The sequence below is a fragment of the Sporosarcina ureae genome (assembly GCF_002109325.1).
Classification (GTDB): domain Bacteria; phylum Bacillota; class Bacilli; order Bacillales_A; family Planococcaceae; genus Sporosarcina; species Sporosarcina ureae_C.
In genome coordinates this window covers 338,620-350,969 of the sequence record NZ_CP015348.1, presented here as the reverse complement: position 1 = coordinate 350,969, position 12,350 = coordinate 338,620, and the positions used below count along the sequence as shown (strand labels likewise).

The window sequence follows — 12,350 nt, the reverse complement described above, 5'->3', positions numbered from 1 at the left end:
TGGGATTGACCGCTCTATCGCACGTGATATTCGCTCTATCCGAGTCCGCGAGTGCTCATAGGTTCAGTGCAAGTGATCATAGACGATCCGCGACCGCTCATAGAACACCGCTTTTTTAGGATCTTGGACTAAATGAGTCGGGAAACCACACTTAGTTAGTCAATAACTTCAAATAAATCCGGATATACAGACTACGTAAACTTTCTATATTATTATCAAGAAACACTGTTCTTTCCCGCAGTGTTTTTTTGCACTTGCTTTACATAAAACATGGGAAATAGTAGTGTTATAGATAATTAAAGAAATCTTCACTCTTTACCACACAAAAGGCAGGAGGAGAGTTGATGAAAAAACTTTTGGTAATGGCTCTTTGTGCACTAGTGCTCGTAGGATGTAACACGAACCGGACGTTGTCTTATGAAGAGGTAGCGATAAAGGACTTGAGTAAGAGCGATCAGGAATTCTACGAACAAGCACAAGTTGATAATGGTGTGTACTTATTTTTCAACACGTCGGAAGATAAACTGATCATTTATTTTAACGCTTCTCATGAAAATCAAGAAGATTATGCCGCAGAATTTGCAAACTTTGACGTAGAAGGCGACGGAGATACATTGCGTATACTGTATGATAAAGATCAAGACAAAGGTCAATCAAAAACGTTTCAAGAACAGACACTCTATGAAATTCAGTTAGACAAAGAGTATGAGACGATTGAGCTGTTTGAGAATGGAGACATTGCAGCGTTCGCTTCTGTATTTTCATGAGAACACTAGAATGATTTGAAATGAGGGTGACTATGAACATTATCGAAGCAAAATTATCTGACGCGCCAATTATCCGTGACGTGATGATTCGCGCCTTTTTGATATACGAACATGCTGAACCGCCAACGAGTGCGCTGAAAGAAACGGTAGAGAGTATTACAGCTGCATTGAAAGATGGGGAACAGGCGGTTATCGGTTATATAGAAGAAGAACCCGTTGCAATGGTTCGTTTTCGATTGGAAGAGGAGAGTCTCTACTTTTCTAGATTTTCTGTCGTGCCAGAAAGACAAGGTCAAGGCATCGCGAAAGAAATACTCCGCTTTTTAGAGGATTATGCGACGCAACAAGGGAAAAGAGTAGTAGCATGCAAAGTGCGAGCAGATGTGCAGAAAAATATCTCGCTCTATCAATCGATCGGCTATCATGTGTGTGAAGAATCCGTATTACATAGAACGGATGGTACGTCAATTGCTGTAGTTTCTATGGAGAAATCACTCTCCTGAGCAGTAGAACGTCTTGCAAGTGAAAGAACCAAGCGATGTATTGCAATCCGAGGCTGGTATCTAATCTGTTTTCAAAAAAGAAGCGGTCCACATAAGTCATGAAAGGAGGAAGTACATATGCACAACAATATGTTTTTATCGTTTATATCTATTTTCAGCCTATTGATCTACATTATCCCAATCGTATTCCTGATTTTTAGTGTATGGTTTGCGTTGAAACTTCTTAAATTACAAGAACGGAAAAATGAAATCCTGCAATCGATTGCAGACAAATTAAATAAGTAGATGAACAATTTTTCAACTGAAGGAGAAACGTTTTGATAAAAAATATAACCGCACTTATAAGCGCAGTGGTGCTGCTTGCCATCTGTATGTTTTTATTTTTCCCCTACCCGAATAACCCGCTCATAGGGGCGACCATTACCTTTATGTCGTTTCCTATTCAAAACGAAGATGGTTTCGTGTGGAAAGGGATAGTGGCTACTACTATATTCTTGATCGCGATGGCATTACTAATTTATGGGTTGAAGAAATTTTATGTAGTGGCGGCTGTACTAGTGTTGTTTTTGTACGCACTGCTTCCAGGCTATCTCGTGACGGCATATCAGGAAACGATCGCGAGTGGAATTGGCGCGATTTCGTACGACCAGAACGGTGAATGTACATTTGATACAGTAGAAGATAATGTACGGATGAAGGGGGAGTGTGAGCTGACATTGAAAAACCACAGCAGCAAACCCGCAACATTCGAACTGGAGTTTATGGACACAGGATTTGGCTCAGAAGAATCGAAAATGGAGTCACTGATGAATATAGCAGGGCCTTACACGATGACAGTGGAAGGTAATCGCACAGAATTCATTGAGCTCAATGAAATTCTCGATATCTCGGATGTGAGTAATCATATCTATAGTGGATCGTCATCAGACGTGCATTTCAAGCTTATCGAGAAAAACAAAGAACGTATTTTTTAATTAGTAGATTCTAAGATGAAATAATAATTGAATATAACCCGTAGTAGGGTATTCAATAAAATAGATAAGGAGAGGATCTTATGCTTCGGAAACTATTTTATATTACATTTTTGGCAGTTATACTGGCTGCTTGTCAGACCGCAGATAAGAACAGTACATCGAACACGCCACAAGAGGCACTCGAACAGCTTCATACAGATGAAGGTTATGCGGAAGTTGTGAAAATGTACCGCACGTTGGAAGTCGATAATAATAAAGTAATCAGTGTCTATAAAGGGACATTAGATGACACAGAAGAAATATTTATCGCAAAGTTGAACAGAGAGAAAGATGACACGTGGACAGTTACGGATGCGATTGGAATCGGCATGCCTTCTGAGGAAAATCTAGGGGAGAGTACTAAAACATCTTCGTTTGAAGCAGGCTTCACAAAGAAAAATAATGCACCGAGCCCTAATACTAAATTGGTTCAGACGGATGACAAAAAGTATAGAGTCTGGGTAAAAGTAATCGAGTAAAACGAAAAGACCGCCTACGCGGTCTTTTTTTCATTGTCTGTAAAGTAAAATAACAAAATAGACAACCATCGCAAGCAAGCCAAGTGGTACACCGACTCGCGCCCACTCCCCGCTACGGATATTGAGTTTACCGGCTGCAATAATATTCGGGATGTTTCCGGGAATCAACATCCCACCACTGATCAGCAAGCCGAGCAACAGCGCTTGGATCGTTGACTCGTCCATCGCGGGACTGATTTCCGCGGCAGCCAGTGTTGCATTGTCAAGTACAGCTGAAATCATATTGATCCAGTACAGTGTCAAGGGCTGCAGGTCAAGCAAGTACAGCGTGATCAGCGGCTCAAATCCTGCGCCAAGTAATGTTAAAGCTAATACAAATACATATACTTTTACACTGCGTCCAAAAATACTTATGTATGACTCTGCCGCTTGTCCGGAAGAACGGAACAGCGAACGGTTGCGTGGACGAATGATGAGGAAAGCGAGCAGTCCGAAGACGAAGACACCAGCTAGGATATCTGTACCGAGTAAGTTCATTAGATAGTAAAAGTCCTCGTCGAGTTTATTCGTCGCAATCGTTGAAAGTGGCTCGCCGATTGGCGTCAGAACAGCACCCATGCCGATTGCGTAACATGCGAGTATCACAAAGCGGATTTCTGAACGTCGATCCATCTGCAAGACGGACGCAATAGCCACGAGAACTAGCGCTGCGATGATGGCAGTAATCACGCTTGAGATCAACCCTAACATCATAATAGTCAATGCCAGAAAAAGTCGGAATGGTAGAATTCGACTTACTGAAAGCACAATCTTCTCAAACGGTTTACGTATCCAGCGAAAAAGAATTCCTGCTACGAGAACGGCAAGCGTAATATGCAAGGGATCGCGTACCGCCTGCATCCACAACTCCCATTGCAACACGCCACTGACAAATGCCGCAGCGCATCCCATAACGAATAAAAACATTTCCAAATTACGTTCGATCTTCGGAACGGTAAACGGCAATAAAAGTACTAATCCCAAAATTATGAGCAATCCAGTGACCATACGTATCTCCTTTCGGCAATCTTTCTTCTACACTGTATGCAAACCGCCGATTCATCTTGCATACAGTCTGAATAGAATAGTAAAAAGAGGAGGACACGCATTGGAAGTTTCGGATATTGTATTGATCCCCGTTATTATCGGATTAACGGAAATTTTAAAGATGTACGGATTGCCGAAGAAACTGATTCCGATTTTTTCTTTACTATTAGGCATCGGTGGCGGAATCTTCTACTTGTTTCCCCATGATTGGAAGTCGGGGATACTGGGAGGGATTATTATGGGGTTGTCGGCAAGTGGGTTGTATTCAAGTGGAAAGACGATTGTTAGGAAGCCGCCGTGTGATGAGGAAGAGGAACAGTAATTTTTACAAAAGTAAGCCCTTTGTTTATGTCGTGAATGGACATGAATGAGGGGCTTTGTTATTTGGTGCGTATATGATTGCCAAAGATGCTGAAGTTCATCATGGTCTTTACTGTCGTCGTTTGCTGTTTGATCCTATAATTTTTACGTTTTAAGAACGAGGTGTACATTCTATTTTAAAACTGTATAATAATACTAATTATGGATTTTATCCGTAAGTTGTTTAATAATGCAAGAGATGAATGCAGAGTAAACATCTATTTCTCTAATTGTGTATAGTGAGAAATTTAATATGTTTGAAGAGGTGATGTGAAGTGAAACGTCAAATTTGGGGCATTATAACACTAGCAGCACTTACATTATTACTGATTTATGATTTCTTTCCCAAGTTGATTCCTTTTATAAATATACCCAAATCAATACTTATTGGACTCATACTATTGATTACTGTTATTAGCCTTTTTATGAATCGACCTCAAAAAGAGGATGTCTCAAGATTTAATCCTTTGTGGCAAGTTATATTACTTACGTATTTCTTTTCATTAATTATAATCTTTACTCTAATGGGCGGTATTTCACAAGTTGGTTTATCTTTATCGAACCCTTTTCTATGGATTGTGTTTTTCATAAGTATTTTGGATATTGTCAAAGGATATAAGAAAATACGAGCTGATCTTCTGGGAGTAAAAAAATCGCCTCGCGAGGAAGAAATGTGAGAGCGACTTTCCGCTGATTTACGACTGTGATATACTCGGCCTAGTTAAGCAGTTTCGTACTCATGATTAGGTCGTAATATAAGGGGGACTCGCATTGGAGATTGATAAAAAGCAACTAATTATAGAGGCAGCCAAACTTTACTATCAATTTGATTATACTCAGCTCGCCATTTCAAAAAAACTAGGCGTTTCGAGGCCGACCGTTTCGAGGCTTCTGCAACAAGCGAAAAAGAATGGCTATGTGAAAATCGACATTATCGATCCTTTTCATGATAATAATCAATTGGCGAAATCTTTGCAGCACAAATATCAAATCGAAGAAGTGAATATTGCGTACTCGGCAGTAGAAGACGAGGGAGATGTGATTCAAGCCATCAGCACGGAAGCGGCGGATTATTTGCATCGAACTATAAAAGACGGCGATATCCTTGGCGTGACGTGGGGGCGGACGATGTATCGGGTAGCCAACGCGTTGAAGCAAAAAGATGTAAAAGGAGTCGAGGTCATCCAGCTAAAAGGCGGTATTGGCCTGTCGGACGTTAATACATACGATTCTGAAACGGTTTATAAATTTGCGGAAGCCTTCCATACTGTTCCGCGTTACTTGCCACTCCCTGTTCTGGTCGACACGCCTGAAGTCAAAGAGGTGATTGAATCGGACCGCTATATGCACCGTCTCATTGAACTTGGAAGACAGGCGAATATCGCCATGTTTACGGTAGGTGCGGTCGATAGCGAATCGCTACTATTCCGTCTTGGTTATTTGACGACTGAAGAAGAACAGCAACTCCAACAAGAAGCGATTGGCGATATTTGTTCACGCTTTTTCAAACGTACAGGCGAAGTTTGCGAGACCACCGTCAGTGACCGGACGATTGGGATCCGGCTGGAAGAGTTGAAGCAAAAAGAAAAGTCTATTCTTGTGGCTGGCGGAAACCGCAAAGTAGAAGCCATTCACGGAGCGCTTCAGGGTGGTTATGCGAACATCTTCATAACCGACCAGTACACAGCACAGGCTTTGTTGCTCCACCAATAGTAAACTAGGAGAATCCACTTATTTAAAAGTGTGATTCTTTTTTTTATTCGGAATGAACAATGTTTCACTTGCATTGCACATCTGCTCAAAGTCTGTGATATACTATACATAAAGTCAGGTCGCAATGGTATCCTAAGGAAAATGGTGTGCAAGAAGCAAAGTGTAAGCGTAACCAACATGCAAGGGAGGAAATATGATGAACTTTGTATTTTATATAACTGGATTGTTGCTCGTGTTAATCGTGGGCTTGATTGTCAGTGTAGACCGCAGGAAAATTCGCTATAAACCGATTGTGATCATGCTGATAACCCAGCTTGTCTTGACATTTATTTTGTTAAATACAAAAGTGGGCGTAGTCTCCATTGGCTTTGTTTCAGCTTTATTCTCGAAGCTAGTTGATCTTGGGGTAACGGGAGTCAACTTCGTGTTTGGCGGATTGGAAAATGAAGGAGAATACGTATTCTTCTTGAACGTTTTATTGCCAATCGTGTTCATTTCCGTGTTGATCGGTATATTGAATCAATTCAAGATCTTACCGTTCATCATTAAATATGTAGGAATCGTTCTAAGTAAGTTGAATGGCATGGGGAAAATGGAGAACTACATAGCCGTATCCTCTGCGGTTCTCGGGCAGTCCGAAGTGTTCTTAACTATCAAGGACCAAATGGATGATATTTCAAAAAGACGTTTGTATACGTTTTGTACTTCCGCGATGAGTGCAGTCAGTGTTGCCATCGTTGGTGCATATATGGAAATCATCGAACCGCAGTTTGTCGTAGTGGCGATTGCGCTCAATATTATGTCGGCACTGATTGTCGCAAGTATCATCAACCCTTATGAATTATCGGAGGAAGAAGATACGCTAACGATCGAGTCGAAAAAGAAGTTGTCATTCTTCCAGATGATCAGCGAAAGTATTATGGATGGTTTTAAAGTCGCGGTTATTGTAGCTGCCATGCTGATCGGTTTCATCGCGTTGATGAACGGAATCGATTATCTCTTTGAAATGATGTTCAACGTTTCCTTCCAGACTATCTTGGGGTATATCTTTGCGCCAATTGCCTTTGTAATGGGCGTGCCTTGGGCAGACAGTGTACAAGCCGGCAGCATCATGGCAACCAAACTTGTCACAAACGAATTTGTGGCGATGTTGAGTTTTAAGGAAATTTCGGCAGGCCTATCAACGAAAGCAGTAGGTATGATATCGGTGTTCCTTGTTAGTTTTGCGAATTTCAGTTCCATTGGGATTATTACAGGAGCTGTCAAGGCGTTGAGTTCAAAACAAGGAGACGAAGTGGCAAGAAACGGTTTGAAATTACTTTTGGGTTCAACATTGGCTTCAGTCCTTTCAGCGACTGTCATTGGCCTATTTTTATAATAGAAATGAAACATAAATTTAAAAACAGGAGTGGTGGATGCTATGCGTATGGTAGATATGATTGAGAAAAAACGAGATGGTCATGTGTTAACAAATGAAGAAATTTCATTTGTCATCAATGGATATACGGACGGATCAATTCCAGATTACCAAATGTCGGCGTTTCAAATGGCGGTATATTTCCAAGGGATGACGTTGGAAGAAACTGCGCAGTTCACAATGGCGATGGTAGAGTCAGGCGACCAAGTCGATTTGTCTGCTATTGAAGGCGTCAAGGTGGATAAACACTCTACAGGCGGAGTTGGCGATACGACAACACTCGTGCTCGCGCCACTTGTCGCTGCACTTGGTATCCCGGTAGCTAAAATGTCGGGCCGCGGATTGGGTCATACGGGCGGAACACTTGATAAGCTAGAGTCCGTTCCTGGTTTCCATATTGAAATTACAGACAAAGAATTCTTCGATCTTGTCAATACGAACAAAATTGCGGTGATCGGACAATCCGGCAATATCACTCCTGCAGACAAGAAGATTTACAGTCTGCGCGATGTCACGGCAACGGTCAGTTCTATTCCGTTGATCGCAAGCTCGATCATGAGCAAGAAGATTGCGGCGGGATCGGATGCAATTGTTCTGGATGTAAAAGTCGGAACAGGCGCGTTCATGAAAGACCTCGATATGGCTCGTGAACTGGCGGGAGAAATGGTGCAAATCGGAAATAAAATCGGTCGTCAAACGATGGCCGTAATTTCGGATATGAACCAGCCGCTCGGTTATGCGATCGGAAATGCTCTCGAAGTCAAAGAAGCCGTCGAAACATTGCAAGGCAATGGACCGGAAGATTTGCACGAATTGTGCTTGACGCTCGGTAGCCATATGGTTCGTTTGGCAGGAAAAGCGGACTCGACGGAAGAAGCACGAAAAATGCTCGAAGAAGTTATTCAAAACGGCAAAGCGCTTGAAGTGTTTAAACTGTTCTTGCAATCCCAAGGCGGCGACACATCCGTCATTGACGATCTATCGAAGCTTCCTACGGCCAAGTTTACAATAGACGTGCCGGCTAAAGAAGCGGGATATGTCTCTGCAATTACTGCGGATGAAATCGGTACGGCTGCAATGCTTCTAGGTGCGGGACGCGCAACAAAAGAATCCGAAATCGATTTGGCGGTTGGGCTAGTGCTGCATAAGAAAATCGGTGACTACGTAGAAGTGGGCGAATCTCTCGTGACGATTCACAGCAACACGGAAGATATCGAAGACGTAAAAGAAAAGATCTATCATGCTTACGGAGTTTCAGCCTCTAAAGTACAGCCTGTAACACTTGTGCATGACGAAATTACAAAATAATTAAAGGAGTGGTTCATAAATGAATAAAGCACAAATGATCGACCATACATTATTGAAAGCCGACGCAACGAAAGACAAAGTCGCGGCGCTCATACAAGAAGCAAAAGACTATCAATTTAAATCAGTGTGCATTAACCCGGGCTGGGTTTCATATGCCGCTGAACAGCTAAAAGGCACCGATGTATTGGTCTGCACGGTAATCGGTTTCCCTCTTGGAGCGACTACTTCTGCAGTCAAAGCATTCGAAACTAAAGATGCAGTGGCGAACGGAGCAGGAGAAATCGACATGGTCATCAACATCGGAGCGCTGAAAGACGGAGATGACGAATGGGTTGAATCAGATATTCGTGCGGTAGTCGAAGCAGCTAACGGTACATTGGTCAAAGTTATCATCGAAACATGCTTGTTAACAGATGAAGAAATCATTCGTGCATGCGAGCTATCCGTCAAAGCGGGCGCTGATTTCGTCAAGACGTCAACTGGGTTCTCAACAGGCGGAGCAACGGTAGAAGACGTCGCTCTTATGCGGAAGACGGTTGGCCCAGACATTGGTGTCAAAGCGTCCGGCGGCGTGCGCAGCGGAGAAGATTTCGATGCGCTAGTCGAAGCAGGAGCTACACGTATTGGTGCAAGCTCGGGTATTAGTATCGTAAAAGGCGAAGTCTCAGACTCGAATTATTAATAGATCCGTTACAGGACTGTTCTGCATATATGCAGGGCAGTCCTGTTTTTATGGAACTAGATAGTAGGAGTTGTCTATTACTTGGTGGAAAGTAGTAATAATATCTTTAACAACAACAGTAAGAGGACGTATGCTTCCCATTACTAATAATGGTTTGGGAGATAGAGGTAATAAAATCAAGAATATAGTTTGTGCACTTATAGCCGCTATTCAAAAGAATTATGTCGGGAACGTACAGTTGTACAGATGATTTAATTCACTTCCTTGTCTTCTTTTTCAAGCCGTTTAACAATTCTTTCTAATAATTTATTGAGTGTCTCCACATCATTACTTTGTGAGTTGTTCTTTACCTGTTCTTTTTTTAAATCATCAATTTGACTTTGCAATTTCTCCAGTTCTTGTTGCTGTTGAATGTCAGAAATCCGACTTTCTTCGATTGATATAGCTCCACCAAGTGTTTGTAGAGCGTCCCCAAATGTAGAAATGGCTGAGCCCAATAATGCAATTTGAGCCCCAGTATTCGTAGAACTATCATTTTTTTTCAAGCCATTATTAAATAATGAATCATTGGCTTTCAAAATCATCACTCCTTCACTATATTAACAAACAAGTATTTCCCTCTATTAGATACAATATGTTCATGATGCAGGATAGGGAACTTGTTGTAATACAATTAGAAGATATAAAATTAATCTTTATGAAAGAAAAGGCTGCATTTGTGGAAAAATTTTTAAAGCACTCACTTAGTGGAACTTTCACATAGGCCGCGATGCACTTACACCGTCTACTGATTTTACCCCGCAAAAACTATATGCTTAGTAGCAGTTATATAGAGTATTTTAGTTCTTCATCGAGCAAACGACGAGGATACAGGAATCAGGTGAAAAACCTGAGCGGGCCGGTCACTTTAATGGTAAACATATACATAGGTTCCAAAATAATTAATAGTCTCTTATTTTTAGACTAACACAAACACTTTATTCAACAAATGAACTACGATATCATTTAAAAATGATATCTGATGCACTAGATGTAGTCGATTTTAATAAACTTAAGCCTAATGATGAAGCCTCTAGTAATTATCATGTTATTGGAAAATACGATGTTTCCAAATATGAAGAACTATATTTGGACATTGATCTTGATTATGAGGAAGGATAGAATGAAAAAGCGAAGTTTAATGATGTTGTTAGGAATAATAATGATTTTAGCTGCTTGTTCAGAAGAAAATGTCAGTAAAGATAAAGAAGATCAAAATAAAGTGGATACTATTGATTGCAATTCAGGATCAAAATAATTTATTTATAGTAGGATTTAAAAAAACGATTGGACAACTAAACTGCCCAATCGTTTTTTATTAAACTATATTAATTGCCTTAGTTAAATCTTTAAAACCAATAAGTCTATCTAAAGAATTAAGCATATTATTCAGTTGTAATGCTGAAATCTCGACTGCGAATTAATGCAAAGAGAGCACCAAGTCCTAACAATGTTGCTGCAAGAACAAATGTGATCCTAACATCCCAAAGCTCCGCAATAGCTCCAAAACTTATTGAAGAAATACCGAATAACAGTGATATTAAAGCACTTTGAACGGCATAAATTTTAGGGAGTTCATCAGTAGTCGCGGATTTTTGAAGCATTGTTTCACTTACGATGCCTTTCAATTGTTGAATAATTCCATTCAGAATCACAAGTAGTATGGAAATCCAGGGAATGGTTGTTACTCCAAAAAGAAGAGTGACAAGACTAATGCCAAACGACAATAGAATAAGCAAGCGTTTCAGATTGTTTTCAACCACAATTATAAAACGAGTGCAGATGATTCCTCCTATTATCATACCCAAGAAGAAAGCTGTGTTAATGTAACCCCACCAAGCTTCTGTCTGACCTAGAACTTCTATCACAAAGATATAGAGAATAGAAGCAATCCATACAACATTGGCAATCGCTTCAAAGATGATGATCACATGTAGACTCCTGAAAAGCGGATTTCTCCATACAATCTGCCAACCTTGGGTTAATTCACTACCCCATTTACCTTTAATCTCATTTTTCTGGAATGGAGTGGGATCGTCAATACCGAACATTATCATCGTTGCAAATATATACAAGCCTACTGTACCGATAATAACAAATTGTCCACTTGTCAATGCGACAACTACTCCTCCGAGTGCCCAGCCTCCTAGATTCATGGTTTCAGAGACGATAGAGAAGAAACTGTTTGCTTTTACAAGTTGCTCTTTTGGTACCAACCGAGGCAGCATAGCATGACTTGCCGGCGCTGCCCAGCCATCCAAAAACGCAATACACCCCACAAACGTTAGAATGATGAATAAATTGGTCGTCGTTTCAGAGATTAATAAAAGCGATAGAACAACCAATAGAATGGTCTTACTTGCTTGTGAATTAACGAGCAATGTCTTTAAAGGAAATCGATTGATCCACCATGGCGCAATAATACCACTTATAAAGCGACCGAACATATTAATGAAAGGCACCAGTGCTAATGCAAAAGGCGACTCCGTAAGTGTGTACAATAAAGAAATAATCCCGACAATATAAAAAACATCACCTAAATTAGCCATTGATTGGCCAATCCATAAAAACGAAACGATTGATTTTTCATTCTTACTACCCCTTTACTATCAAAATTACATCTGATTTCTTAGGGTAGTTTTACACTCGTAATATTCCTCCTTTAAATTAAGAAAAACATCATATATAGAACACGAAACGTTTACTAAAGGAATTGCAAACTAAAAGAAGAGTAGTAAGAATGAAAGGGACTTCACATAAATCAAATTATAACAACAGTTAGAATATATTTCCATACTATTAGAAGTTATTATATACTGAAACAAAATACGCCATTACTTTCCAATCAATTAGAGGGCGATGTTGTTTTCAATTGGTTGATGTTGATTTTGTAAAACCCAAGATGACAAAGGCAAGGAAATGGGGAAGGTCAATGAAAACATTCATTCGAATATATATTAGTAGGATACATGGGGGATTACGT

The 12,350-nt window shown here is 40.5% G+C and carries 15 protein-coding genes; 12 read left to right on the top strand and 3 right to left on the bottom strand.

Annotated features, from left to right (window positions below):
- Positions 1-344 precede the first annotated feature (344 nt).
- The 5 genes from SporoP32a_RS01800 (at position 345) to SporoP32a_RS01785 (ending at position 2,762) form a co-directional block, all read left to right on the top strand.
- Positions 345-767 (top strand): hypothetical protein, encoded by a 423-nt coding sequence (locus SporoP32a_RS01800; protein ID WP_085426348.1) that lies wholly within the window; start codon positions 345-347, stop codon positions 765-767.
- Between the two features lie 32 nt (positions 768-799).
- Entirely contained in the window at positions 800-1,270 is a 471-nt protein-coding gene (locus SporoP32a_RS01795) for a GNAT family N-acetyltransferase (protein WP_085426347.1), read from the top strand.
- Positions 1,271-1,387: 117 nt separating this feature from the next.
- The gene (locus SporoP32a_RS16970; RefSeq protein ID WP_198166205.1) at positions 1,388-1,555 is read left to right on the top strand and encodes a hypothetical protein; all 168 of its coding nucleotides are present in this window, start codon (positions 1,388-1,390) and stop codon (positions 1,553-1,555) included.
- 32 nt (positions 1,556-1,587) lie between these two features.
- On the top strand, positions 1,588-2,244 hold the full coding sequence (locus SporoP32a_RS01790; protein WP_143560369.1) for a hypothetical protein: 657 nt from the start codon (positions 1,588-1,590) through the stop codon (positions 2,242-2,244).
- An 80-nt stretch (positions 2,245-2,324) separates the two neighbouring features.
- Positions 2,325-2,762, top strand: coding sequence for a hypothetical protein (locus SporoP32a_RS01785; RefSeq protein ID WP_085426345.1), 438 nt, complete (start codon positions 2,325-2,327; stop codon positions 2,760-2,762).
- Between the two features lie 30 nt (positions 2,763-2,792).
- On the opposite strand, the gene SporoP32a_RS01780 is transcribed toward SporoP32a_RS01785, so the two are convergent.
- Positions 2,793-3,809, bottom strand: coding sequence for a DUF1646 family protein (locus SporoP32a_RS01780; protein WP_085426344.1), 1,017 nt, complete (start codon positions 3,807-3,809; stop codon positions 2,793-2,795).
- A 100-nt stretch (positions 3,810-3,909) separates the two neighbouring features.
- Between SporoP32a_RS01780 and SporoP32a_RS01775 the strand changes: the two genes are divergently transcribed.
- The 6 genes from SporoP32a_RS01775 (at position 3,910) to deoC (ending at position 9,328) form a co-directional block, all read left to right on the top strand.
- Complete coding sequence (locus SporoP32a_RS01775) at positions 3,910-4,170, top strand: hypothetical protein (protein WP_085426343.1); 261 nt, start codon at positions 3,910-3,912, stop codon at positions 4,168-4,170.
- A 313-nt stretch (positions 4,171-4,483) separates the two neighbouring features.
- The gene (locus SporoP32a_RS01770; RefSeq protein WP_085426342.1) at positions 4,484-4,885 is read left to right on the top strand and encodes a hypothetical protein; all 402 of its coding nucleotides are present in this window, start codon (positions 4,484-4,486) and stop codon (positions 4,883-4,885) included.
- Between the two features lie 94 nt (positions 4,886-4,979).
- The gene (locus SporoP32a_RS01765) at positions 4,980-5,921 is read left to right on the top strand and encodes a DNA-binding transcriptional repressor DeoR (protein ID WP_085426341.1); all 942 of its coding nucleotides are present in this window, start codon (positions 4,980-4,982) and stop codon (positions 5,919-5,921) included.
- A 196-nt stretch (positions 5,922-6,117) separates the two neighbouring features.
- Positions 6,118-7,299 carry a NupC/NupG family nucleoside CNT transporter gene (locus SporoP32a_RS01760; protein ID WP_085426340.1) on the top strand — a complete coding sequence of 394 codons (1,182 nt, stop codon included), beginning with the start codon at positions 6,118-6,120 and terminating at the stop codon, positions 7,297-7,299.
- Between the two features lie 42 nt (positions 7,300-7,341).
- Complete coding sequence (locus SporoP32a_RS01755) at positions 7,342-8,646, top strand: pyrimidine-nucleoside phosphorylase (RefSeq protein ID WP_085426339.1); 1,305 nt, start codon at positions 7,342-7,344, stop codon at positions 8,644-8,646.
- A gap of 19 nt (positions 8,647-8,665) precedes the next feature.
- The gene (gene deoC / locus SporoP32a_RS01750; RefSeq protein ID WP_085426338.1) at positions 8,666-9,328 is read left to right on the top strand and encodes a deoxyribose-phosphate aldolase; all 663 of its coding nucleotides are present in this window, start codon (positions 8,666-8,668) and stop codon (positions 9,326-9,328) included.
- Positions 9,329-9,579: 251 nt separating this feature from the next.
- Here the strand turns inward: deoC and SporoP32a_RS01745 are convergent, their stop codons facing one another.
- The gene (locus SporoP32a_RS01745) at positions 9,580-9,906 is read right to left on the bottom strand and encodes a hypothetical protein (RefSeq protein WP_085426337.1); all 327 of its coding nucleotides are present in this window, start codon (positions 9,904-9,906) and stop codon (positions 9,580-9,582) included.
- A 482-nt stretch (positions 9,907-10,388) separates the two neighbouring features.
- Between SporoP32a_RS01745 and SporoP32a_RS16660 the strand changes: the two genes are divergently transcribed.
- The gene (locus SporoP32a_RS16660) at positions 10,389-10,625 is read left to right on the top strand and encodes a hypothetical protein (protein ID WP_157129916.1); all 237 of its coding nucleotides are present in this window, start codon (positions 10,389-10,391) and stop codon (positions 10,623-10,625) included.
- 127 nt (positions 10,626-10,752) lie between these two features.
- Here SporoP32a_RS16660 and SporoP32a_RS01740 read toward each other — a convergent pair whose 3' ends face one another.
- Positions 10,753-11,916, bottom strand: a complete 1,164-nt coding sequence (locus tag SporoP32a_RS01740; protein ID WP_085426336.1) for an MFS transporter — start codon at positions 11,914-11,916, stop codon at positions 10,753-10,755.
- Positions 11,917-12,350 lie beyond the last annotated feature (434 nt).